At 62.9% G+C, this 25,152-nt stretch carries 17 protein-coding genes; 8 read left to right on the top strand and 9 right to left on the bottom strand.

The window, feature by feature from the left end:
* Window positions 1-48 precede the first annotated feature (48 nt).
* The 8 genes from RPE78_RS16000 to RPE78_RS15965 form a co-directional block, all read right to left on the bottom strand.
* A complete protein-coding gene (locus tag RPE78_RS16000) occupies window positions 49-1,857 on the bottom strand; it encodes a capsule biosynthesis protein (protein WP_330629471.1) in 1,809 nt (602 codons plus the stop codon).
* Window positions 1,841-2,494 (bottom strand): ATP-binding cassette domain-containing protein, encoded by a 654-nt coding sequence (locus RPE78_RS15995; protein ID WP_330629470.1) that lies wholly within the window; start codon window positions 2,492-2,494, stop codon window positions 1,841-1,843. Before RPE78_RS15995 ends, RPE78_RS16000 begins: the two co-directional genes overlap by 17 nt.
* 209 nt (window positions 2,495-2,703) lie before the next feature.
* Entirely contained in the window at window positions 2,704-3,960 is a 1,257-nt protein-coding gene (locus RPE78_RS15990; protein WP_330629469.1) for an FAD-dependent oxidoreductase, read from the bottom strand.
* Between the two features lie 181 nt (window positions 3,961-4,141).
* Window positions 4,142-5,452, bottom strand: a complete 1,311-nt coding sequence (locus RPE78_RS15985; RefSeq protein WP_330629640.1) for an MFS transporter — start codon at window positions 5,450-5,452, stop codon at window positions 4,142-4,144.
* 183 nt (window positions 5,453-5,635) lie between these two features.
* Window positions 5,636-7,822, bottom strand: coding sequence for an excinuclease ABC subunit UvrB (gene uvrB / locus RPE78_RS15980; RefSeq protein WP_330629467.1), 2,187 nt, complete (start codon window positions 7,820-7,822; stop codon window positions 5,636-5,638).
* A gap of 143 nt (window positions 7,823-7,965) precedes the next feature.
* A complete protein-coding gene (locus RPE78_RS15975; protein ID WP_330629466.1) occupies window positions 7,966-9,072 on the bottom strand; it encodes a phosphotransferase in 1,107 nt (368 codons plus the stop codon).
* Between the two features lie 20 nt (window positions 9,073-9,092).
* Window positions 9,093-10,448: a C69 family dipeptidase gene (locus RPE78_RS15970; protein ID WP_330629465.1), complete on the bottom strand. Its 1,356-nt coding sequence runs from the start codon at window positions 10,446-10,448 to the stop codon at window positions 9,093-9,095.
* A 9-nt stretch (window positions 10,449-10,457) separates the two neighbouring features.
* Window positions 10,458-11,954, bottom strand: a complete 1,497-nt coding sequence (locus RPE78_RS15965; protein WP_330629464.1) for an amidase — start codon at window positions 11,952-11,954, stop codon at window positions 10,458-10,460.
* 552 nt (window positions 11,955-12,506) lie between these two features.
* On the opposite strand from RPE78_RS15965, the gene RPE78_RS15960 reads away from it, so the two are divergent.
* The 8 genes from RPE78_RS15960 to RPE78_RS15925 are packed head-to-tail and all read left to right on the top strand — an operon-like array spanning window position 12,507 to window position 22,947.
* On the top strand, window positions 12,507-14,069 hold the full coding sequence (locus RPE78_RS15960; protein WP_406721729.1) for an ABC transporter substrate-binding protein: 1,563 nt from the start codon (window positions 12,507-12,509) through the stop codon (window positions 14,067-14,069).
* 7 nt (window positions 14,070-14,076) lie between these two features.
* On the top strand, window positions 14,077-15,018 hold the full coding sequence (locus RPE78_RS15955; protein WP_330629462.1) for an ABC transporter permease: 942 nt from the start codon (window positions 14,077-14,079) through the stop codon (window positions 15,016-15,018).
* 20 nt (window positions 15,019-15,038) lie between these two features.
* Window positions 15,039-15,950, top strand: a complete 912-nt coding sequence (locus RPE78_RS15950) for an ABC transporter permease (RefSeq protein WP_406721713.1) — start codon at window positions 15,039-15,041, stop codon at window positions 15,948-15,950.
* Between the two features lie 11 nt (window positions 15,951-15,961).
* Entirely contained in the window at window positions 15,962-17,578 is a 1,617-nt protein-coding gene (locus RPE78_RS15945) for an ABC transporter ATP-binding protein (protein ID WP_330629461.1), read from the top strand.
* Between the two features lie 11 nt (window positions 17,579-17,589).
* Window positions 17,590-19,131, top strand: coding sequence for a M81 family metallopeptidase (locus RPE78_RS15940; RefSeq protein WP_330629460.1), 1,542 nt, complete (start codon window positions 17,590-17,592; stop codon window positions 19,129-19,131).
* Between the two features lie 24 nt (window positions 19,132-19,155).
* A complete protein-coding gene (locus RPE78_RS15935) occupies window positions 19,156-20,790 on the top strand; it encodes a gamma-glutamyltransferase (RefSeq protein WP_330629459.1) in 1,635 nt (544 codons plus the stop codon).
* Window positions 20,790-22,205 (top strand): amidase family protein, encoded by a 1,416-nt coding sequence (locus tag RPE78_RS15930; protein ID WP_330629458.1) that lies wholly within the window; start codon window positions 20,790-20,792, stop codon window positions 22,203-22,205. The genes RPE78_RS15935 and RPE78_RS15930 overlap by 1 nt, the downstream gene beginning before the upstream one ends.
* A 46-nt stretch (window positions 22,206-22,251) precedes the next feature.
* Window positions 22,252-22,947 (top strand): GntR family transcriptional regulator, encoded by a 696-nt coding sequence (locus tag RPE78_RS15925; RefSeq protein WP_330629457.1) that lies wholly within the window; start codon window positions 22,252-22,254, stop codon window positions 22,945-22,947.
* 357 nt (window positions 22,948-23,304) lie between these two features.
* Here the strand turns inward: RPE78_RS15925 and RPE78_RS15920 are convergent, their stop codons facing one another.
* Complete coding sequence (locus RPE78_RS15920; protein WP_330629456.1) at window positions 23,305-25,020, bottom strand: thiamine pyrophosphate-dependent enzyme; 1,716 nt, start codon at window positions 25,018-25,020, stop codon at window positions 23,305-23,307.
* Window positions 25,021-25,152: the final 132 nt, after the last annotated feature.

Here is a 25,152-nt window from a genome sequence, read left to right as displayed (position 1 = left end):
GGACCTGCGGGCTTGTGGCATTTTGGCATTTTGCGCGGGCGGGGAGGGTCAGCTTGAGACTTGCTCGCGCAGCACCGAGGCTGTGAGAGAGAGCATCATATAGATCCCCGCAAAGATCAGGAAGGCCACCACCGTATCCTCGAACGCGCGGGGATATGTCGGGGCATCCGGAGCGATGGGGCGCACGCCCATTTCCAGATAGCGCACCTGTTTATTGGCTTCGAGCCTTGCGGTTTCCATCTGCTGGGCCGCCTGTGCCAGAAGGCCCTGACGGGTGGCCAGATCCGCCTCTGCGATACGCAGATCACCGGTCACGGCGGCGAGCGAGGCGGTGGAGGAGGTCTTCTGCGTCAGTTGCTTGCGCAGATTGGCGATCAGGGCTTCGAGGCGGCTGATATCGCCTTGGACACCGGCCACGCGCGCGGCATTGGGGCTGGGGTTGTCTTGCAACTGGCCCAGTTCGAGCCGCTTTTGCTGGAGCTGCGTTTCGAAGGCCGACACCTGCCCCATCACCAGACTGCTTTCGGAGACGGGGTCAAGCACCCCCTGTTTCTCCTGTAGTTCCAGCACTTTCTGTTGTGCTGCCAGAACCTTGGCCTCGGCATCATCATAGCTGTCGCGCGCGCCCTGCATCTGGTCGCCGCGCAGGCGGGAGGTCAACTGGTCCACCTGTTCTTCGGCATAGGAGATCAGCGCCTTGGCAAAGCGGGCCGAGGTTTCCGGATCGGCGGCGATGACCTCCATCTTGATCACCCCCTCCGAAGGATCATAGCCGATTTTGACGACCTTCTTGTAAAGCGCATAGGCCTCGTTATCGCTGGCGGGGGTGGGAAGACGTTGCAGCGGGTCGATGAATGCCTGCTGGAAGTGCTTTTTGAACCCCTGTTCCGCGTCGAGGCGCTTCATGGCTTCCAGCGATTGCAGGAAGCTCTGGACCGTGACGCTATCCTGATTTGTGGCCAGCTGCGTGCCCGAGAACAGGCTGCTGATCCCGCTGGAGGCGACGCCATCGGCTTTCTGGATCACGAATTCGGTCTTGGTGGCATAGGTGGGCGTGGCCATGACGAAATAGTAATAGGCTGCAACCACCGTCGGCAGCAGGACGAAAAACGCCAGCCGTGTGGCCAGCAATATCAGCTTGCGCCGCCGCCTGCGGGTGATATCGCGCTGGATGGCGAGGATCTCGCTGGCGCGATGTTCCTCGGTCATCATATCGGCGGGCGAGGGTGTCGCGGTGGCGACGGCCATCGCATTCGTTTTGGTCAGGCTGCGTTTGGGCGGCACAGCGGGCAGGTTTTCGGTTTTGCCCGGTTTGACCAGCGACAGGATATTGGAGCGGTCCAGCGGGTCGATGCCCTTGCGACGCAGCAGCAGCACCGCCTCGAAATCCGAGGTCGCCGCGATATTGTGCTTTTGCGCCATACGGCGGGCAAGGCGTAGCTGGCGACCGGTCAGGCCTTCCTTGCGGATGGCCTCGATCTCTTCCTCTAGCGTCAGCTCGTCCTTGCCGAGAACCTGCTCGGTCTCGGCTTCCTGCTGCATCCGCTGGGCATCGGCAAATTTCATATCGCCGAACCCGTCATCATGCTGTTCGAAAATGGCGGCCGGATCCTTGGCCGCGCCCTTTTCCTCCATCGCGCCCAAAGCGGCATTGCGGGGCCGCTCCGGCTGCGGTTTGGCCGGTTGCGCGGCAACGGTTCCGGCTTGCGCGGCATCCCGCGACAGGGTCGCGTCGGTTTGGGGCGCACTGGTTAGGGCGGCGTCGGGCGTTCCTGCGGGGGCTGCGACCGGCGTGGCTTTGGCCTGAAGCGCGTGACGGCGGATGCGATATTTGGTGGTCCTAGGCTGTGTAGTCATACATCCGCTTCGCTTCTTCCAGAGTGTCAAACATATAAAGTTGGCCATCGCGGAGCACGGCAGCCGTCCGACAGAATTTCTCTAATGTCTCGGCTTGGTGCGAGACGACGATCACCGTCGAGCGTTGCAACCTTTCGCGCAGGATGGACCCTGCCTTGCGGTTGAACACCACATCGGTGGTCGAGGGCATTCCCTCGTCAATCAGGTAAATATCGAATTCCAGAGCCAGCAGCAGCGAGAAGGTGAACCGCGCTTTCATGCCCTGACTATAGGTGCCGACCGGCATATCGAAATATTCGGCAATGCCGCAAAGCCAGCGGCAGAAGGCCTCGACATAATCGGGGTCGAGACCGTAGAGCTGCGCGATGAACCGCGCGTTTTCGCGGGCGGTGTGTTTGGTGACCACGCCGCCCATGAATCCCAGCGGAAAGGACACGCGGCAGGTTTTGCGAATCGTGCCTTCGTCGGGCTTTTCCAGACCGGCCATCATGTTGATAATGGTGGTCTTGCCGGTGCCGTTGGGGGCAAGGATGCCAAGCGAATTGCCCAGCTCCACACGGAAGCTGGCGCGATCAAGGATGACCTTGCGCTGCTTGCCCGTCCAGAAGGACTTGCTGACATTTTCAAACTCGAGCATTTCCCTCCCACCCCTGGTTGTGACGCTCTGCGACGGTCGGCTCGTCTTACAACTAGCTTATCGTCGTTAACAAAGCTCCTAAGATCACAATCGGGCAAGATTATGTCGGGTTGGCCGAAATATATGCGGTGTAATTTTGCTATTGTTCACGCAGAGGCAACGACGACGCGGATCTTTGCATTTTGCGCCGCGCGAGCGATTCGGTTTGCCTAGCGGTCCAGTGCATCGCGCAGGCGGTAATAATGGAGGGCGAGGGTGCCATAGAGGGGATGCAGCCCGTAGAGGGGCATCTGGGTCATTTTGGTCTGGACCGGCAGCGGCATCGGGCGTCCGGTCAGGAAATGTTCGGCAATGCGTTGGCCTAGCGCCGTGGCCAGCGCCACCCCGCGCCCGTTGAAACCCGTGGCCGCAAAAAGACCGGGGGCAGGGGCCACAAGCCGTATCCGGTGGTCGGGGGTCATCGCGATACGCCCGTACCAGTAATGCTCCATCGTCAGGCCCGCACCATAGAGGCGGCGGATCTCGGCTTCGATCATGCGGAAGCGCCGCGGGCCCTCGGGGGCGGTGAAATCGCCGCGTCCGCCCAGCAGCAGCCGGTTTTCCGGCCCCAGCCGGAAATAGGTGCCGACCCGCCGCGCTTCAGAGACGGGGGTGCGGCGGGGCAGGATACGGGCGCGCTCTGACGTGCTGAGCGGTCGTGTCGCGATCTGGAAACTATGCGCGGGCAGTGTCGCGCGGCTTAGCCCGCGATGCAGATCCGGCGGGGTGTAGCGGTTGGTGGCCAGCAGCACGCGCTCGGCTGTGACCTGCGCGCCCTCGGGCAGGGTGGCGACCCAGTGGCGGCCCTGCCGTGCCATGCTGCACACCGGCGAACGGGCATAGATCTGCACGCCTGCGGCCAAGGCCGCAGCGGTCAGGGCGCGCACCAGTTTCAGCGGGTGCAGCTGGCCGGCGCGCCGGTCGATCCAGCCGCCCTTGAACCGGTGGCTGCCGGTATGCGCGGCCATCGCCTTGGCGTCGAGCCAACCGACATCGGCCCCGCGGGCCTGCCATTCGGACATGCGCCGTTCCAGCGCCGGAAGAAGCACCTGTTTGTCTGCCGCCTGAATCCAGCCGGTGCGCTCGGCATCGCAGTCCAGCCCGAGCCGCGTGACCAGATCGAAGAGCATGGTCGCGGTCGATCCGGCAAACTCTGTCGCTTCCGGCCCGAAGAGGCGGTCCAGCGTGTCGGGGTCGTCCTTCAGGCCGGGAATAACCTGCCCGCCATTGCGCCCCGAGCCGCCCTCACCGGGATCTGCCGCTTCGAGAAGGGTTACCGCCGTGCCCGCTTCGGCCAGATGCAGGGCGGTGGACAGGCCCTGCAAGCCGCCGCCGATCACCAGCACATCGCTGTGCAGGCTCTCTTGCAGGGTGGGCAGGGCTGGCCCTGCGGGGGCGGTGGCGGACCAGAGCGATGACATCGGCATGGGGCAGGCTTTCGGCTATGTTCCGGTGCAGATTGGGCAGGGTCTTCGCCAATGTCGAGCCGGATCGGCGGTTTCGCATGCCTGTGCCGGAGACCGGGCCGAGCCTGCCCAATTCGGGAGCAGTTCAACGAAAAACCCCGGCCATTGGCCGGGGCAGTTCGGACAGATAGGGCGGTTGGTCCTAGATCTTCTCGCGGCCAATCGCGAAGATACAGGCCAGCGTGATCAGCGCCGCAGCCCCCATATAGTAGCCCACATAGGCCAGCCCGTAATTGGCCTGCAGCCATGTTGCGGCATAGGGGGCAAGCGAGGCGCCTACGATACCGGCAAAGTTGAAGGTGATCGACGAGCCGCTATAGCGCACGCGGGTCGGGAACGGGGCGGCCAATGCGGTGCCGATCAGGCCGTAGGTCAGGCCCATCAGCATCATCGACAGCGTGACGAACAAGAGGATCGCGCCTTCATTGGCCACCATCAGAACCGGCACGAGGAAGGAGAAGGCGGCGATCAGGATGGTGGTGACAATCAGCACCTCGCGGCGACCGAAACGCTCGGCCGCAAGCCCTGCAACAGGGATCGCCAACCCGAAGATGATGGCGCCCCAGAGCTGCATCACCAAGGCGTCCGTGAAGGGGATTTCCAGTACTTTCACGTTATAGGACAGCAGATAGGCCGTGCCGATATAGAACAGCACGAAGGTCACCATCGCCACGAATGTGCCAAGGAAGATCGACAGTTTGTGATTGGCAAAGAGTTCGAACACCGGCACCGCCACACGTTCGTCCTTCTCGATCGCCTCCTGGAATGCGGGGGTCTCGGTGATCGACAGGCGCACCCACATCCCGATCACCACCAGCGCGATGGAGGCGACGAAGGGAATGCGCCAACCCCAGCCAAGCAACTGTTCTTTCGGCATGAATTGCAAAAGCAGCCAGAACAGGCCGGAGGACAGGAACAGACCCACCGGCGCGCCCAGTTGCGGGAACATACCATACCAGTTCTTCTTGCCCTCGGGGGCGTTTTCGGTGGCCATCAGCACCGCGCCGCCCCATTCGCCGCCCAGACCGAAGCCCTGGCCAAAGCGGCACAGCGCCAGCAGAAGCGGCGCGGCGACCCCGATTTGCGCATAGGTCGGCAAAAGCCCGATGACGACGGTCGAGACGCCCATCGTCAGCAACGCCGCCACCAGCGTGGCCTTGCGCCCGATCCGGTCGCCGAAATGGCCGAACACGACCGCGCCCAGAGGCCGTGCGAAGAACGCGATGGAGAAGGTCGCGAAAGAGGCCAGCAGAGCGGTCATGCCGTCTTCATTGGGGAAGAACAGCGTGGGGAAGACCAGCACGGCGGCGGTGGCATAGACGTAGAAATCGAAGAATTCGATCGTGGTCCCGATCAGGCTGGCCAGCAAAACCTTGCCCGCCGAGTTTCTGGCGGGGGCTTTTGCGTCGGCAAAGCCATTGGCTGAGGATATGTCCGACATTTTATTTCTTATTCCAGTGTGTATTGTTTGCAAAATTGCTAACCTTGGCGGGTTATCGGAATAAAAGAGTCTCTGTAACCCGCTATTTTGTGAGCATGCGCACAATATTGCCGTCCGTTGCGCGCCTTCTCGCGGCAAAGGGGAGCTCTCCGCGCAAGATTGCCCTGCGCGGTGTTCGTGTCGGAGATAGGGAGGTTAGCGTTTTTTGCGCCGCTGGACGTTGCCGCCGCGCTGGCCGGGGCGGCCTGCGGTGGATCTGCCACGCGAATTGACCGCAGCGTCAGAGGCCTCTTCCACCGCCGATTGCCGCGCCATCGGGTCATCCGAGACGGCCAGCTCGACCGCCTCAAGCCGCTTGACCTCGTCGCGCAGGCGGGCGGCTTCCTCGAATTCGAGGTTCTCGGCGGCCTTGCGCATCTCGGCGCGCAGGCTGTCCAGATGCGCCTGAAGGTTCGCCCCAGGTTTGACCTTATCGACCTTGGCAGTGACACGCGACATATCGGTATCGCCCTGATAAAGCCCCGCCAGCACATCCTCGACATTCTTGCGCACGGTTTGCGGGGTGATGCCATGTTCCTCGTTATAGGCGATCTGCTTGGCACGGCGACGCTCGGTCTCGTCCATCGCGGCCTGCATCGATCCGGTGATCTTATCGGCATACATGATCACGCGGCCATCGGCGTTCCGCGCCGCACGGCCCACCGTCTGGATCAGCGAGGTGGTCGAGCGCAGGAAGCCCTCCTTATCGGCATCCAAGATCGCCACCAGCCCGCATTCGGGAATATCCAGACCCTCGCGCAGAAGGTTGATCCCGATCAGCACGTCAAACGCCCCAAGGCGGAGGTCACGCAGGATCTCGATGCGTTCAATCGTGTCGATATCGCTATGCATATAGCGCACCCGCACACCCTGTTCGTGCAGATATTCGGTCAGATCTTCGGCCATACGCTTGGTCAGCGTGGTGACCAGCGTGCGCAGCCCCTTGGCGGCAACCAGACGGATCTCATCCAGCACATCATCGACTTGGGTCTCGACAGGGCGGATCTCGATCACCGGATCCAGAAGGCCCGTCGGGCGGATCACCTGTTCGGCAAAGATACCACCGGTCTGCTCCATCTCCCATTTGCTGGGGGTGGCCGAGACAAAGACCGACTGCGGGCGCATCGCGTCCCATTCCTCGAACTTGAGGGGCCGGTTATCCATGCAGGACGGCAGGCGGAAGCCATGTTCGGCCAGCGTGAATTTGCGCCGGTAGTCGCCGCGATACATGCCGCCGATCTGCGGCACGGTGACATGGCTTTCATCGGCAAAGACAATCGCGTTATCGGGGATGAATTCGAACAGGGTGGGCGGCGGCTCGCCAGGTGCGCGGCCCGTGAGATAGCGCGAATAATTCTCGATCCCGTTGCAGACGCCCGTGGCCTCCAGCATCTCGAGGTCGAAATTGGTGCGCTGTTCCAGCCGCTGGGCCTCCAGCAGCTTGCCCTCGTCGTTCAGCTGCTTCAGCCGCAGACCGAGTTCTTTCTTGATGCCCTTGGTCGCTTGGTTCAGCGTCGGGCGCGGGGTGACGTAGTGGCTATTGGCGTAAATCCGGATCTGGTCGAAACTGTCGGATTTCGCCCCCGTCAGCGGGTCGAATTCGGTGATCGCCTCGAGCTCTTCGCCAAAGAAGGCAAAGCGCCATGCGCGGTCTTCAAGGTGGGCAGGCCAAAGATCGACCGTATCGCCCTTCACACGGAAGGACCCGCGCACAAAGGCCGCATCAAGGCGCTTATACTGCTGCGCCACCAGATCGGCGAGGAATTTGCGCTGCTCGTAAAGCTCGCCCACCTTCAGATCCTGCGTCATGGCGGAATAGGTTTCGACCGAACCGATACCATAGATACAGGAGACCGAGGCCACGATGATCACATCGTCACGCTCTAGAAGCGCCCGCGTGGCCGAGTGGCGCATCCGGTCGATCTGTTCGTTGATCTGGGATTCTTTCTCGATATAGGTGTCCGAGCGCGGCACATAGGCCTCGGGCTGGTAGTAGTCGTAATAGGACACGAAATATTCGACGGCATTCTCGGGGAAGAAGCCCTTGAACTCGCCATACAGCTGGGCGGCCAGCGTCTTGTTGGGCGCAAGGATGATCGCGGGACGCTGGGTCTCTTCGATGATCTTGGCCATGGTGAAGGTCTTGCCCGTGCCCGTCGCCCCCAGCAGCACCTGATCGCGCTCGTTGTCCCGCACGCCCTGAGACAGCTCGGCAATGGCCGTGGGCTGGTCGCCTGCGGGCGAGAATTCCGAATGCATCACAAAGCGCCGACCGCCTTCCAGCTTGGGCTTGGTCAGCACATCGGGGCGTTCGGTGGGCAGATTGGTGTTGTTATGGGGCATGAACCTCTACCTATCGGGGACGCCCATAGATGTGGCATAGGCGGCGGGGCTTTCAAGTGGATAAGCCCGATCAGGGGAAAAATGTTCACGATATTTCCCCGTTTTTTCCAGCCGCCGCCCGCAGCGGGCAGGGCGGGGCGATCTTACAGCAGACGGGCAGAGAGCGCCGCCGGATTCTGGCTGAGATACCAGTCAAGCTGCGCCCAGCCCTGCGCGGTATTGCGCAGGATATAGGCGCGGTTTTCGGGGAACTGACCGGCCCGCCAGAGCGTGAGCAGCGCGCGGGTCACGACGCGGGCGAAGACCAGATGCGGCAACAGGCGGCGCTCGGCCTTGGAAAGCGGGGCATGGGCAATATGGCCCTCGAAAAGGCGGGTCGGTCCGGCAAACATCCCGTCCTGTCCCTGTTCGGCGGCATCGCGAGGGAGCTGGTTGAGCATGGCGGTCGACAGGTCGATGGCCACAGCCGTTTCGACCACATCGCCGAAATCGATGATGCCGGTGATTGGTTGCGCCTTGCGGCGGTCAACCAGCAGGTTCGAGCGGCTGAAATCATTATGCAGGATTTGCCGCGGCAGGGCCTCGATGTCGTCGCGCAGGGACAGGATCTGGCGAAAGGCACGGGTCAGGGCACTTCGCTGACTTTGGTCAGGCACGTGGTCCAGAAGCTCTGCCAGCCTCGGCAGGTGCCGGATATCCCATGCCAGCTGGCGGGCGGCAAAGGGGTGGCGGAAATCGGTCATGGCCAGCCGTAGCTTGGCGTTCATTTCGCCAATCCGGTATTGCTCGGGGCCAAGCGGGGGCAGAGTGTCGAGCAGATCGCCCTCAAGATAGGTCATCATCCGCGCATGCCTTACCCCGTCGGCCAGCGGCAAAGCCACAAGCGCGGCACCATTCAGCGCGGGCACAATCTGCGGCACAGGCAGATCGGGGGCGTGGCGGTTCAGATGGGCGAGCGTCTGGATCTGAAGGTCGAGTTCGGCGGGCGGCTCTGCCGGATTGGCGATCTTGAAGATCAGTTTGCGATCCTGTTGGCGGAGCGCGAATGTATCGTCCTTTTCGGTGTCCAGCCGCGTGATATCGCCGGATAGGCCCCAGAGCTCCCGCGCCAGACGGGCGGCGTGTTCCGGCCCGACCGTCTGACAGCGGGTCGAGAGCGACCCGAGGTCGATCCTTTCCGGCGCGCCTGTCGCAGGCAAAGCGGCAAGCGGGCCGGAAACAGGGGGGAGGCAGGGATCGGGGTTGGGCAAGGCGGGCTCCGTCCTGAGGTCTAGGGGCTGGCGTGCAAGGCAAGGTCTTCGCGTGCATCGCGGCTGGTGCGGGGGATGGCGCGATTGATGTCCGCCAGATAGTCTCCGCGCGGGTCGGGGCTTCGCGGGCGGTCGGCGCGGTCCTGCAATCCCGCATCGACGATCTCGCGATAGCTGCGGGCCGCGCGTTGGGAAACGGCGTTACGGGTGGCGGCATCGGCTTTGCTGGCAAGGGAAAGCTCGGCCCTCGCCTTATGGGTCATGCCGTTGAACTGCGCTCGCAAGCCTCGGGCGAGGCTGGTATAATCGGGGTCGATCAGCCGTTGCAGGCGCTCGATATCCCACCATTGATCGGGGTCGGTATGGTGGGCGGGCTGGCTCCAGCCTTTGGGCAGATCGGTATCGAGCCAGACCGGAATGAAGCCCGACAGGCAGGGCGAGGCAAGGCTGACCCAGATCTCGCGCGGGGTCTGCGGCGTGGTTGGCAGGGCCACGATCATCGAAGCGGCGGTTTCCGAACCGGAACTGGCGCTGACCCCATGCATGCAGACACAGGCCTGACCGCCCGCCGCCGGATGCCGGTCCGGATCGCCGCCATGATCGCGCAGCACGTCGATCATCTCGGTCAACCCGATCCGGCCCTTGGGCAGGCCCGCCACTTTGGCGCGCGACATGGCAAGCCGCGCATGGCAGGCGGGCAGATTGGCGCGGGTGCTATCGGTATAGGCGCGCGCCCAGTCAAAGGGCGTGCCTGCCGGATGCCAGCCCTGTTCAGTGGCAAAAGCCTCGGCCTGATCCGAGATCAGGTCATAATCGCGCCCGATCGAATAGACATTGGAAATGGCGGCCCATTGCGTGACCTCGCGGGCCACCCAATGGCGGCCCGCGCTTTCCACCACCCAGCCTGAGCGGCCATCGGCCAGCAGGAAGGCGTTGTGATAGACCATCTCGTGGGTCAAAGCGGCATGGCCCCCCTGACCATAGGTCTCGATCAGGCCGGTCAGCACCGTCAGCCCCTCATCGGCATCACGGGCGCGTTCCAGCGTCAGGCGCAGGAGATCCATGCCCAGAAGGTTCGGCCCCTGATCGGCCGCCAGCCGCGACCAGACGGCCTCATTGCCGATGGTCAGCCCATGTTCGTTGACGCCATGCTCAAACCCCCAGATCCACCACGGGCGCGAGCCGATACAGGCATAGGTGTGCCCGACCTGCGGCAGGTCGACATAGGTGGCCTGCACGCGGGCATCAGGGGCATGGCGCGCGGCCTCCACCTTCGTCAGATATTGCGCCTCATTCGGCGCGCGGTCCGAGTTCTTGGCAAAATAGCTGCGCCCGTCTTGGGTCAGGCTGCCCAGAACCAGTATTGTGTCGCACATGGGGCCTCCTTAGCCGAGCTTGGTCACATGGACCTGCGGCAGGCGGCCCTGATTCCACTTGCCTTCGATCGCGCGCTCGACCTGAGCGGCCAGTTGCAACAGCAACCCGTCATTGCCTTGCGCGGCATGGATCTGCATCCCCAAGGGCAACCCATTGGCATGAACGGCCAGCGGCAGTGACATACCGGGGGTGCCGCAGAGATTGTTGAGCGGCGTATAGGCGAAGAACCCCCAGAGGTTTTCAAACCAGTTCAGCGCCGAAGGGTTATCGGTGGTGGTCAGATATTCGGTGGTGCTGATGGTGGGGGTCTCGCGCGCGGTGGTGGGGGTCAGCAGGATGTCCCATTCCTGAAAGGCTGCGCCGAAGGCTCGGGCGGTTTCGTTGAAATCCAGCTGCATATCGGCGCGGGTCGTATAGCTGATATCCTTGCCCTGTTCCCAGATGCGGATGTTCATCGGCTCGAAAAGGTCTTCGGGCGGCTTGTCCAACCCCTTCATCCGCAGGAGGTTATTCACCACCTGCGCGAAATTCGAGATATAGCAGGTGGTCTGGGCGGCATAGGCTTTTTCAAAATCCACCTTGGGCGTGACGAATTCTACAGAATGGCCGAGGCTCTCGAAGAATTTCGCCACGCGGGTGAGTTCGGCTGCAATATGGGGCGTGGCCGCATAGGGCCCCCATTCATGCGAAACGGCAATCTTCAGCCGCCGTGGGTCATTCTGGATCTGCTCAAGGAAGGGCGTCTCGGGGTGCCAGAAGGGCATGAATTCCCCCGGCGCTCCGCCACGGCAGTGGTCTACAAAGGCAGCGGTGTCGCGCACCGTGCGCGAGATGCAGCCCTGCGTCGAGACCACCGAGGAGAAATCGGAATTCGCGGGCGCAATCGAGAAGGTCCCGCGCGAGGATTTCAGCCCGATCGCCCCGCAGCAGCCCGCCGGAATCCGGATCGAGCCACCCCCATCGGTGCCATGCGCAATCGGCAAAACGCCCGCGCCCACCATCACCGAAGACCCCGCAGAAGATCCGCAGCTGGTGAAGCCCGTGTCCCAAGGGTTGCGGGTGACATAGACGGCAGGGTTCTCGGCCGAGCTGCAGCAGCCGAATTCCGGCGTTGTGCTGCGCCCGATGATATTCAGCCCCGCCTGTTTGATCTTCGTGGTCAGAAAGGCGTCTTTCTCGGGCCGGTTGCCTTTCAGGTAAAGCGAGCCCTGTTCCTGCAGCCGCCCCGCGACGGTCGGCCCCAAATCCTTCATCAGGAAGGGCAGCCCCGCGAAGGGGCCTTGGGGATTGGTGCCATTCGCCGCACTATCGGCCACGGCATCGTCAAAGACCTCGATCACGCCGCAGACTTTGGGATTCACGCCCTTGATCGCGTGGGCCGCCTGAGCGGCGACCTCTTCGGCGGTGACATCGCCCGCACGGATAAGCTGGGCCAGCCCCAGCCCGTCATGGGCGTACCATTCGTCCCAACTCATTGTAAGGGAGGCGTCTATTGTGTCGGTCATGCGGGTCTCCGGCGCTTGGTGGCAAGCAGGCCCTGCCAGCCCCTGAGCGGGGAGGTACAGGTGCCAGTGGCATGGGGGATATGCGGAGAGGGAGCGATTGTTCTGCCCCCGATCCTGTCTCTCTATCGACGCTACAAAATTGTCGACAATAATCAATGTCAAAAATTTTGGCCTGTTTTACAGAACGGTTCTGTCACGGCCTGCAGATTTGGCATCAGTGAGGGATTTTTTGTTAAGGCACTGAAAAGATTGTATAATAGATTGAATTTATAAGGTGTATTATGGAGGCCTATGGCAAAATATTCCCTGAATAAATCTGCCTAAATAATAATCTTGATTATCATATATGTATGATATGGTTTGATTTTTGCGCCGCGATCCTCGGGCATCCCTTTGACCGATCACATAAAATTTGAGCTTTTGAGAACTGGGGCTTGCTTGGAGAAAAGATCTGCCCTTACCCTGAACGAGTGATTGTCGACAATCACCAACAATCCAAAGCACGACGTCCAACAGGAGATCATCATGTTTCTTCCGAAGTCCTCTTCGGGGCTGCTCAAGGGTGCGCTGGTATCAGTGCTTTTGGGAGCCAGCTCTGTCGCCGCCCATGCCGAAACCACCATTACCGCCGTGATGAATGCGCCCCTGCGCGCGCTCGATCCGGCGATCAGCACGGCCTATATCCTGCGCAATTACGGCTATATGGTCTATGACACGCTGCTGGCGCGCGACGAGGCCGGCAAGGTCCAGCCGCAGATGGCCAGCTGGGCGGTTTCGGAGGACGGGCTGACCTATACGTTCACCCTGCGCGACGGGCTGAAATGGCATGATGGCACGCCGGTGACGGCGGCGGATTGTGTGGCCTCGATCGCGCGTTGGGATCAGGTCGACAAGACCGGTCAGGTGATGGCCAAGCTGATGAGCGCAATGGAAATCGTGGACGATAAATCCTTCACCATGACCTTTGCCGAACCGACGGGGATCGCGCTTCTGGCGCTGTCCAAGCCCTCGGGGATTGCGCCTTTCATGATGCCCAAGGCCGTGGCCGAGACGCCGATTTCCACGCCGATCACCTCGACCATCGGCTCCGGCCCGTTCAAATTCGACAGCGCGTCCTATCAGCCGGGGGTGCAGGCGGTCTTTCTGAAAAACGAGGACTATGTGCCGCGTGACGAACCCTCCAGCGGGATGGCGGGCGGCAAGGTCGTGAAGGTGGATAAGGTCATCTGGACCGCCATGCCCGACCCGATGACCGCCCTGACTGCCATGATGTCGGGTGAGGTCGATTTTGTGGAACAGGTGCAGCAGGATCTTCTGCCGCTGGTCGATGGCAACCCCGATTTCTACACGCAGGCCTTCGCCAAACAGGGCAGCCAGAACCTCGTGCGGCTGAACTGGACGCAACCGCCCTTTGACAACCTCAAATACCGCGAGGCCGCGATGGCCGCGCTTGGCCAGAAACCCATGCTGAACGCGCAGGTGGGCACGGCTGAAGACAGCTCCAGCACCTGTGCCGCCGTCTTCGGCTGTTCCGGCCCTTATGCCACCGACTATAAGGCCGAGGAGATCATCAAGGCCAATCCCGAGAAATCCAAGGAACTGCTGCAAGAGGCGGGCTATGACGGCAAGCCCATCATGCTGATGCAGGCCACCGATCTGGCGTCTCTGGCGCCGCAGGGTCCGGTGATTGCCCAGCAGTTGCGCGATGGCGGCTTCAAGGTGGATGTGGTCGCGATGGATTGGGCCAGCGTCGTGGCGCGCCGCGCGTCCAAGGCGCCGGTGGCCGAGGGTGGCTGGAACATCTTCTCGACGACCAATGTGCTGCCCGATGTGGGCGATCCGGTAGGCTTTATCGGCACGGCGGCAGGCGGGGATAGCGCCTGGTTCGGCTGGCCGGATGTGCCGAAGATCGAAGAGCTGCGCGCCTCATTTGCCGAAGCGCCCGACACCGCGTCTCAGGTCAAGATCGCCAAGGAGATCGACCAGCTGGCCATTGATAACGTCGTGATGATCCCGATGGGGGAATTCGCCAATATCAACGTGGTCTCGGCCAAGCTGCAGGGCATGCCCGAAGCGGAAGCCCCCGTCTTCTGGAATGTGACCAAGTCGGAGTGATCCTGACATGCTGCTGTTCATCACCAAACGTATCCTCTCGGCCATTCCGGTGCTGTTGATGGTCGCGATCATCGTGTTTCTCGTGTTGCGCCTGTCGCCGGGGGATCCGGCGGTGATGATTGCGGGGCCCAATGCGACCCCCGAGCAGCTTGACCAACTGCGCGAGAGCATGGGGCTGACAAAGCCCCTGCTTGAACAGCTGGTGATCTGGCTGGGCAATATGGCCCATGGCGATATGGGCACCTCGCTGATTTCCGGCAAACCCGCGACCGAGCTGATCATGGACCGTTTCGGGCCAACCCTGGCGCTGAGCCTGTGCACCGTGGTGCTGGCGATTGCCGTCTCGATCCCGCTGGGCGTGATTGCGGCGTGGCAACAGGGCAAATGGCTGGACCGTCTGGTAATGGCGGGGTCGGTCGTGGGGTTCTCGGTGCCGGTGTTTATTATCGGCTATGTGCTGATACTGGTCTTCTCGCGTATCTTGGGCTGGTTTCCGGTGCAGGGTTACCAGCCGCTGGCCAATGGCTTTGGCGGCTTTATCGAACGGCTGGTGCTGCCCTCCGTCGCGCTGAGCTTTCCCTATATCGCGCTGATTGCCCGCATCGTGCGCACCAATGTCATTGAGGTGATGGGCGAGGATTACATCCGCACCGCCCGCGCCAAGGGGCTGCGCGAACGATCCGTGCTGATGAGCCATGCGCTGGGAAATGCCGCCGTGCCGATCATCACCATCATCGGCGTGTCGATTGCCATGCTGATCGGCGGTGTGGTGGTGACAGAGTCGGTCTTCAATATTCCGGGCCTCGGGCGGCTGGTGCTCGATTCCGTTCTGGCGCGGGATTACACCGTCATTCAGGCCGTGATCCTTTTGTTTTCCGCCATCTATGTGGTGATCAATCTCTGTGTTGACCTTCTGTATGGCGTCTTCGATCCGCGCATCCGTCACTGACCAAGCTCAGGAGGACTTTCATGAAATCCGATACTTCCGCCCTTGATGATGCGCCCCTCAGCCTTCCGGAGATGGAAGGCAATGGCCGGAAATCCGGTCTGATGGCAGCCCTTGGCGGCGTCTTCTCCAGCTGGCCTGCCAAGATTTCCGGCGCGGTGCTGCTGGTCATCGTCCTGATGTCGGTCTTTGCGCCGCTGATCACCGCCCATGACCCGATCCAGCTTGACCCTTCGGTGCGGCTCAAGCCGCCATCGCCCGAGCACCTTCTTGGCACCGACAGCTATGGCCGCGACATGTTCGCGCGCATCATCTACGGGTCGCGGATTTCGCTCGCGGTGGGGGCGGGGACGGTGGTGATCTCGATCCTCTTCGGGATGGTGATCGGCGTGCTGACGGGCTATTTCAAATGGATCGATGCGGTGCTCAGCCGTGTGATGGACGGGCTGATGGCCATTCCGGGCGTGCTTCTGGCGGTGGCGCTGGTGGCGATTTCGGGCGGCACGCTGACCACGGTGCTGATTGCGATTTCCATCCCCGAGATCCCCCGCGTGGCGCGGATGGTGCGCGGCGTCATCATGGGGGTGCGCAATGAACCCTATGTCGAGGCCGCCTCGGTTCTGGGCACCTCGATGGGCAAGATGGTCTGGCGGCATATGCTGCCCAATACGGTGGCGCCTTTGCTGGTGCAGGGCACCTATATCTTTGCCGCCGCCATCATGACGGAATCCATCCTGTCCTTTCTGGGCGCGGGTGTGCCGCCCGAAATCCCCTCTTGGGGCAATATGATGGCCGATGGGCGCAAGTTCTTCCTGCTCAAGCCCGAGCTGATCTTCTTCCCCGGTGTGATGGTGTCGCTGACGGTGCTGAGCGTGAACATGCTGGGCGATGTGCTGCGTGACCAGCTGGACCCGCGCATGGCGAAACGCCTCTGAAAGGACGTGTTATGAAGGATGAAAATGTTGTGCTCTCGGTCGAGGATGTCAGCATCGACACCCGTCCCAAAGGCGCCCGCCCGATCACCCGCAATATCAGCTTTACCGTGAAGGCCGGAGAGACGGTCTGTGTGGTGGGCGAAAGCGGCTCGGGCAAGTCGATCACCTCTATGGCGGTGATGGGGCTTCTGCCGAAGGATGCGCTGCAGGTCACCACGGGGCGTATTTTGCTGGATGGTGAGGATGTGCTACAGGCCACGCCCGCGCGGATGCGGGCGCTCAGGGCCTCCAAAGTGTCGATGGTGTTCCAAGAACCGATGACCGCGCTTAATCCGGTGAAGACGGTGGGCGAGCAGATCGACGAGGTGCTGCGCCTGCATACCAAACTGTCCAAGGCCGAGCGCCGCAAGTCGGTTTTGCAGATGATGGAGCGCGTGCATCTGCCCGATGTCGCGCGCATCTATGGCAGCTACCCGCATCAGCTCTCGGGCGGGCAGCGCCAGCGCATCGTGATCGCCATGGCGCTGATCCTGCGGCCCCGCGTGTTGCTGGCCGATGAGCCCACCACCGCGCTGGATGTGACCACGCAGAAGCAGATCCTGAAGCTGATCAAAGAGCTGCAGCAAGAGGAAGGCACGGCGGTGGTTTTTGTCACCCATGATTTCGGGGTGGTCTCGGATATTGCCGACCGGATCGTGGTGATGAACCGTGGCGATCTGGTGGAAACCGGCACGCGCGATGAAATCCTTACGCGTCCGAAACAGGACTATACGCGGATGCTGATTTCCTCGGTGCCCTCGATGCAGCCGCGTTTCGCACCGCTGCCGGATCAGCCCAAGGTGCTGGATGTGATCGGCCTTGCCAAGACCTATGGCAAGGGCAGGACCGAGGTAAAGGCCGCGCAGAACATCAATTTCACCGTCCGCAAGGGCGAGATTACCGGAATTATCGGCGAAAGCGGCTCGGGTAAATCCACCGTGGCGCGCTGTGTGATGCGGCTGACCGACCCGAGTGACGGTGCAGTGCGCCTGCAGGGCAAAGATATCGTGCCGATGCGCAATCTGCGCGAGATGCGCAAACAGGTGCAGTATATCTTCCAAGATCCCTACCGCTCGCTCAACCCGCGCCGGACCATCGCGCAATCGCTGATGGAGGGGCTTTTGAATTACGGCATGCCCGAAGCTCAGGCGCGGGCCAAGGCGGCGGCGACGCTTGAGATGGTCAATCTTCCGGCCTCGGTGATGGACCGCTATCCGCATCAGTTCTCGGGCGGGCAGCGCCAGCGGATTGCCATTGCGCGGGCGATCGTGATGGAGCCGGATCTGTTAATCGCGGATGAGGCGGTCTCGGCGCTGGATGTGTCGGTGCAGGCGCAGGTGCTGGATCTGCTGGAGGATATCCGCGACCGCACCGGCGTGTCGGTGCTGTTTATCACCCATGATCTGCGGGTGGCTGCGCAGATCTGCAATGCGCTTGTGGTGATGCAGAAGGGGCAGATCGTCGAACAGGGTGCCACGCGGGATGTGCTGATGGCCCCCTCGCATCCCTATACCCGCGCACTGATCGAGGCCGCCCCCGCGCCAGAGTGGGATTTCCAGAACTTCCGCCCGCTTTTGCGGGCCGTCTGAGAGGAGAAGCCATGCGTGTGCTGCTTGCCGGTTTCCAGCATGAGACCAATACGTTTGCCAAGGATCGCGCCGATATGGCGGCCTTTGAACATGGCGGCGGCTTTCCGGCGCTCTGCCGTGGGGCGGCGATCACCGAGGTGATGACCGAAACCGTCAATCTGCCCGCCGCCGGTTTCCTGCGCGCGGCCAAAGCGGCGGGGGTCGAGGTGGACCCGCTCTTATGGGCGATGGCGGTGCCCTCGGGTCCCGTGACGCGCGGCTGTTACGAGGCCATCGCGGGCGAGATTTGCGAGCTGATTGCAGCGGGCCTGCCTGCCGATGCGGTCTATCTGGACCTGCATGGCGCGATGTGTGCCGAACATATCCCCGATGGCGAGGGCGCGCTGATCGAACGTATCCGCCAGATTATCGGGCCGGATCTGCCGCTGGTTGTCAGCCTTGACCTGCATGCCAATGTGACTCGTCGGATGGTCGAGATGACCGATGCCTTGGTGGCCTATCGGACCTATCCGCATGTGGATAGCGCCGATACGGGGGCTGCGGCCTTTGATCTATTGCAAAAGCGGGTAGATTTGGGGAGGCCTTTCGCGCGGGCTATGGCGGCGCCGGACTATATGATCCCCATCTGCTGGCAATCCACGATGAATGCGCCCGCCGACGGGCTTTATGCCGCTCTGCCGCAGATCGAAGAGGACACGGGCGCGATCAGCCTCTCCTATGCGATGGGTTTTCCAGCGGCGGATTTCGATGAATGCGGCCAGCTGATCTGGGCCTATGGCGCGGCAGCCCCCGAGGCCGAGGCCGCCGTTACGGCACTTCTGTCACGGGTCGAGGCCGCGGAAAGCGCCTTCCAAGGCGCGCTTTACACGCCAGAGGGGGCCGTGGCCCATGCGCTTGAGCGCACCGCAGTTGGCTGCGCGCCGGTGGTGATTGCCGATGCGCAGGACAACCCCGGTGCGGGCGGTAGCTCGGATACCACCGGCCTGATCAAGGCGCTTCTGGCGGCGGATGTGCCCGATGCGGCGGTGGGCGTGCTGTGGGATCCGAAGGCCGTGGCGCTCGCGCATCAGGCGGGCGAGGGGGCCGAGGTTGCGCTGTCGCTTGGTGGCCATAGCGATGTTGCGGGCGATAGCCCTCTTGAGGCCCGCTTTACCGTCGAGCATTTGTCGGATGGGCAGTTGCGCACGCTTGGCCCCTATTATGGCACGCGCGACATGCATCTTGGCCCTGCCGCCTGCCTGCGCCTTAGGGGCGTGCGGATCGTTGTGGCCAGCCAGAAGGCGCAGATGGCCGACCGCGAGATGTTCCGCTTTGCAGGCATTACCCCCGAGACGACCCCGATCCTTGTCGTCAAAAGCGCCATCCATTTCCGTGCCGATTTTGCCCCGATTGCGGGTGAGATCATCACCGCCACCGCTCCAGGCGCGATGATGATGCGCGCCACCGACTGGCAGTGGGCGCATCTGCGCGATGACCTGCGGCTGATGCCCGAAGGCCCGACGCAAGCCGAACATCGGGCCGAACACCTTGCGGCGCTCCGCCTTCCTGCCTGATCCGCTTGCCAGAATGGGGTCCTGATGACGATGACCGATATCCGCTCGCCGCATATGTCGCGCAGCCTCTCTTTAACCAAACCCGCAGCCCGCAGCCCGCGGGGTATCGTCACGGCGCAAAACCGCCATGCGGCCCAGATCGGCGCGGATATTCTGGCCAAAGGGGGCACGGCGGTGGATGCCGCCATTGCGACCTCTTTCGCGCTGGGGGTGCTGGAGCCGTGGATGAGCGGGATCGGTGGGGTGGGGGCCATTCTGATACGTCCCGACGGCAAGGGCGTCACGGCGATCGATGCGGGGGCGGTGTCTCCGGCGGCGCTGGACCCGCAGGATTTTCCGCTGGTCGAGGGGAAGGATGGCGATCTGTTCGGTTGGCCCAATGTGTTGGAAGACCGTAATGTGGTCGGGGCAAAATCCATCTGTGTTCCGGGGCTTCTGCGGGGGATGCAGGCGGCGCATGAACGTTTTGGCCGCCTGCCCTGGGCCGATCTGGTGGCCCCAGCGCAGGCGCTGGCGCAAGACGGGCTGGTGGTGGATGCCCATGTTACCGCATGGGCGGCGCAGGAAATGGGACGTCTCCGCCGCAACGAGGCTTTGGCCGCGTGGTTCCTGCCCGAGGGCCTGCCGCCTGTTGCCCCTGCGGCGGTGGCGGGGCGTGTGACACTGCTGCACAATCCCGCTTTGGCCGAAACCCTTGCGGTGATCGCCAAGGAAGGGGCGCAGGCGCTGTATCACGGGCCGGTTGCCAAAGCACTATGCGCCGATATCCAGACCTTGGGCGGCTATCTGGACTGCGCGGATCTGGCGGGGTTCCGGGCCGAGATTTCGCCCGCCGCCACGGCCCCCTTCCGCGACCGCAAGGTGCATTTCGTGCCGGTTCTCAATGGCGGGGTCACGGTGGCCTTGGCCCTGCGCTATTTCAACGAGACACCGCCGGATGGGGCGGCGGTTCCATCGCCGCAAGGCTGTCTGGCCAGTGCCCAGGCGCTGGCGCGGGCATGGGCGCATCGCTTCAGCGAAATGGGCGACGGGGCCGAACGTAGCTTGCCCAGTTGCACGACCCATTTCAGCGTGGTCGATGCCGAGGGCATGTGTGTCTCGATGACGCAGACGCTTCTGTCGCTATTCGGCTCGGCGGTGCTGTCGCCTTCGACGGGGATCTTGCTCAATAACGGGGTGAACTGGTTCGACCCGCGGGCGGGACGGGTCAATGGTCTTGCGCCGGCCACCAAGGCGCTGGCCAATTATGCGCCGATGATGATGACAGGGGCGGGCGAGACCGTGGCGATTGGCGGCTCCGGCGGGCGCAAGATCCTGCCCGCCATCTATCAGGCGCTGATCCATCTGGTCGATCATGGCTATGGCCTGCACGACGCGATTGCCGCCCCCCGCTACGACCTTTCCGCTCCGCCGGTTCTGGTGGCGGATGCGCGGCTGGGGCAGCCCACCATCAGGACGCTTGCGGCGGCATTCGATCTGGTGCTGGCCGACCGCGAGATCCAGCCCAACAGCTTTACCACTTTGGGCGCGGTGCGCCGCCAGCACGGGCCCGATGGGCCGGTCAATGAAGGCATGGCCGAGCCGTGGCACCTCTGGGCCGAGGCGGTGGTCGAAGGCGCGCCGCTGATGCCTGTTCCCCCCTGCCGAGGAGAGATCTGATGAAAGACATGCCGACCGATCCGGCCCTCTGGGCTTGGCCCGCCACCCGTCTGGCCGCTGCGATCAAGGCGCGCGCACTGAGCGCCCGCGAGGTGGCGCAGGCCCATATCGACCGTGTCGAGGCGGTCAATGGCCAGATCAATGCCATCGTCGATTTCCAGCCCGAAAAGACCCTGGCCGCAGCCGATGCGGTGGATGCAAGGCTTGCGCGCGGGGATGAGGCAGGCTGTCTTGCGGGGGTGCCGGTAACGATCAAGGTCAATGTCGACCAGACCGGCTATGCCACGACCAACGGGCTGAAGGCGCAGCAGGCCCTGATCGCCCGAAGCAATAATCCGGTGGTGGAAAGTTTTCTGGCGGCGGGGGCGGTCTCGTTGGGGCGCACCAATACGCCTGCCTTCAGCTATCGCTGGTTCACCAATAACCTGCTGCACGGGGCGACCCATAACCCGCGCAAGAAAGGCCTGACGCCGGGGGGCTCTTCAGGCGGCGCGGGGGCGGCGGTGGCGGCGGGTCTGGGGGCGATCGGTCATGGCACCGATATTGCGGGTTCGGTGCGCTATCCGGCTTATGCCTGCGGTGTGCACGGGCTGCGCCCCTCTGTCGGGCGGGTGGCTGCGTGGAATGCTTCCGGCCCCGACCGCACGATTGGCGGGCAGATCATGGCGGTCTCGGGGCCGCTGGCCCGTAACGTGGCCGATCTGCGGCTGGCCTTTCAGGCGATGCTGCGTCCCGACCCTTGCGATCCTTGGGCCGTGCCTGCGCCGTTTCACGGGCCGCAACTGCCCAAGCGCGCGGCGCTCTGCACCCATCCGGAAGGGGCGCAGACCGCGCCCGAACTGGTGGCCGAACTCCATGCGGCGGCGGACCGCCTGCGGGAGGCGGGCTGGCAGGTGGAGGCGCTTGACACCCTGCCGGATCTGGCTTCGGCGGTGCCCTTGCAACTGACGCTGTGGATGGGCGACGGGTATGACGGGCTTCTGGCCAGTGCCCGGGCCGAGGGGGATCGCGGCGCTTTGGCCGCCCTTGAAGGGCAGGCAGAGTTTGTCAGGTCCCTCGGGCCTGACTGCATCGCCAAGGCCCTGACCGCACGCATGGCGATTGCGCGGGACTGGGGGCTGTTTATGGCCCGCTATCCGGTGCTGCTTTTGCCGCCTTCGGCAGAGCTGCCTTTTGCCGATAATCTTGATCTGGTGGATGAGGCCTCGTATAGGCGGGTCTGGGCGGCGCAGATGTCGATGATCGGCCTGCCGGTCACCGGACTTCCCGCGTTGACGCTGAACACCGGCCTGCTGGCGGATGGCACGCCGGTCGGGGTGCAGATCGTGGCCGGCAAGTTCCGTGAGGATATCGCGCTGGAGGCGGCAGAGGCAATCGAGGCCAGAGGCAAGCGGGTCTCGGTCGCACTGCCCTGACAGGATCTGCCGGTCACATATCCGGCGCCGTGTAGAAAGAGACGCTATGACATTGAAAAACCTGCGCCCCGTCACGCGGCAATCGACCGAAGCCATTGTTATCGACAATTTGCGCGCCTTCATTCTGTCGGGCGAGGTCGCCGCGGGCGGGCGGCTGACCGAGGCCGCGATGTCCGAACAGCTGGGGGTCTCGCGGGCGACGCTGCGCATGGCTTTGCACCGGTTGGCGGGGGAGGGGCTGATTGAACAGATCCCCTATACCGGCTGGCAGGTGGCGCAGCTGTCGCAGCAGGATATCTGGGAAATCTGGACCCTGCGCGGCGCGCTGGAAAGCCTTGCCTCGCGGTTGGCGGTCAGTCGCGATGATCCTCAGGTTTTCGCGGCTGTCGAAGAGGCGTATGCCGAACTGGAAAGCGCCTGCGCGCGGGGCAATATGCGCGCCATCAGTGCCGCCGATTTCGCCCTGCATCAGGTGATCATTGACAGTGCCGACCATGCCCGTCTGGCGGCGCAATATCGGGTGGTCGAACAGCAGGTGCGCATGTTCATTTCCACCAGCAACCTGCATGTGGCCACCGGCCCCGACGATATTATCGCCCAGCACGCGCCGCTGATTGCGGCCTTTCGCGCGCGGGATGCGCAAGCGGCAGCGGATGCGGCATGGTGGCACGACGAGACCGAGGGCCAGAGGTTGATTGCATGGCTTGCACAGAGCGCCGCGCGGGGGGCTGAGCAAACCTGACCAGAGCCTTACCGGATTGATGACATCTTTAGCTATTCTCTTTCCGGCGGGCATAAGAAATCGCTTGAAATCGCGGGCTTTTGTTCACATATTGTTCCCGCAAGCAGCAATTCGTTGTCGGCCAGCGCACCACTACACCCATTGCCCCCAAGCTGGCCGACAACACCGCCTTGCCTCCCTTCCCACCTTGTCGGAACCTGCCCTGATGGCTTTGCGCGGGCCGTTCCCCACGGGCTATGTCCAAGGGCTGTTTTGCGGGGGAGCATGCGCCCGCCTCCACGCCCGTAGCCCCCGCGCCGATCGGCGCAGGGGACATGGTCGGACGCCTTCGGCTGGTCCGCACGGCCTTGATTAGGGTTAGCGCAGGAAATTATCGGCCAGCAGATCGACAACTTCCTTCGTGCGGCCCTTCGCCACGGCTTTCGCGCCGAACAGCGCGGTCGAGGCCACCTGTGCCGCCTGGATCTTGGGGGGCATCACCAGTTCCATCCGGCTTGTGCGGACATCCAGAACCGCCGGGCCGGGCTGAGCCAGCCAGTCGGTAACCGCTTGCGGCAGATCCGTCGCAGTCTCGACACGCTGCCCCCACAGGCCGATCGCGCGGGCGACCTCGCCGAAATCGGGGTTTTCCAGATCGGTGAAGGCATCCAGCAGCCCTTCCACGCGCTGCTCCATCTCGACAAAGCCCAAGGTCGAGTTGTTGTAGATCGCGATCTTGATCGGCACATTTTCCTGACGCAATGTCAGCAGGTCGCCCATCAGCATCGACAGACCGCCATCGCCGCACATCGCGATGACCTGCCGTTCGGGATAGGCTTTCTGGATGCCGATCGCCTGCGGATAGGCGTTGGCCATTGTCCCGTGCAGCAGCGAGGTCAGGAAGCGCCGCTGCCCCTTGGCGCGGATCTGGCGCAGCATCCACACCATCGGGGACCCCGCATCGGCAGTGAAGATCGCATCTTCGGCAGCATGGGAATTCAGGGCTAGGGTCAGAGCCTGCGGGTGGATGAGGCTCGGGTCCGGTTCGCGGGCCTCGCGCCCGTATCCTTCGAGATCCTTATGGTATTGCTCGACCGCCTTGCGCAGCCAGCTGGTATCGGAATGCGGTGCGAGCTGCGGCAAAAGGGCCTGTACGGTGGCCGCCACATCCCCGACCAGCCCCAGATCAACCGGCGCGCGCCGTCCGATGGCGGCAGGGTCGATATCGACCTGCGCGATTTTTGCCGCATCGGGATAGAACTGCGTATAGGCGAAATCGGTGCCCAGACACAGCATCAGGTCGCAATGGGCCACCGCCTCCATCCCTGCGCGATTGCCCAGAATGCCGGTCATGCCGACCTGCCACGGGTTATCGGGTTCGATGAACTCTTTCGCGCGGGTCGTATGCACGATTGGCGCGCGGATTTTCTCGGCCAGCGCGATCAGCTCGGGACGGGCCTTGCGCGCCCCGATTCCGGCATAGATCACCGGACGCTGGGCCTGATCGATCATCTGTGCCAGCTCTGCAAGCTCGGTCGGAGCGGGCACGGTGACCGGATGCGGGCGATGGACCGACCATGCCAGCGCATCCGACGAGGTTTCGGTGAACATGTCGCCATTGACGATAATCACCGCCAGCCCGTGCTTGGTCAGGGCCGCTTGGGCCGCCATTGCGGTAATCCGCCGCGCCTGATCGGGATGGTTGATCTTTTCACAGAAAACCGAGCATTGCTGATAGATGGCCTTCTGGTCGACCTCTTGCGGGAAGCCCAGCCCCTCTTCATTGCGGGCGATGTTCGAGGCGATCATCACCACGGGCGCGCCGTTGCGATGGGTCTCGAAAAGGCCGTTGACGAAATGCAGCGATCCCGGACCGCAGCTGCCTGCACACAGGGCCAGCTCGCCCGTCATATAGGCCTCGCCCCCTGCGGCAAAGCCGCCCACCTCTTCGTGGCGGACATGGACCCAGCGGATATCGGATTTGCGGATTTCATCGGTGAAATGGTTGATCGTATCGCCGGCCACGCCGTAGCAGCGCTTTGCGCCCGCGGCCTGCAAGGTCTCGGTGATAATCTTGGCAACGGATTTTGACATGATTGGTCCCCTAAGGCTGAAATCTGGCTTTAGAACGGGTGGCAGGGCATTCGGGTCCCGTCAGGAGGCTACACAAGCATGTGACGTTACGACGAAAAACGGCCAAGGAGCATTCGTGATGCCTTGCAAGGG

It is taken from the genome of Thioclava litoralis (assembly GCF_045278885.1).
Lineage (GTDB): Bacteria > Pseudomonadota > Alphaproteobacteria > Rhodobacterales > Rhodobacteraceae > Thioclava > Thioclava litoralis.
Note: the sequence above shows the minus strand (reverse complement) of the source record. Positions and strands in the feature narration are given on the sequence as shown.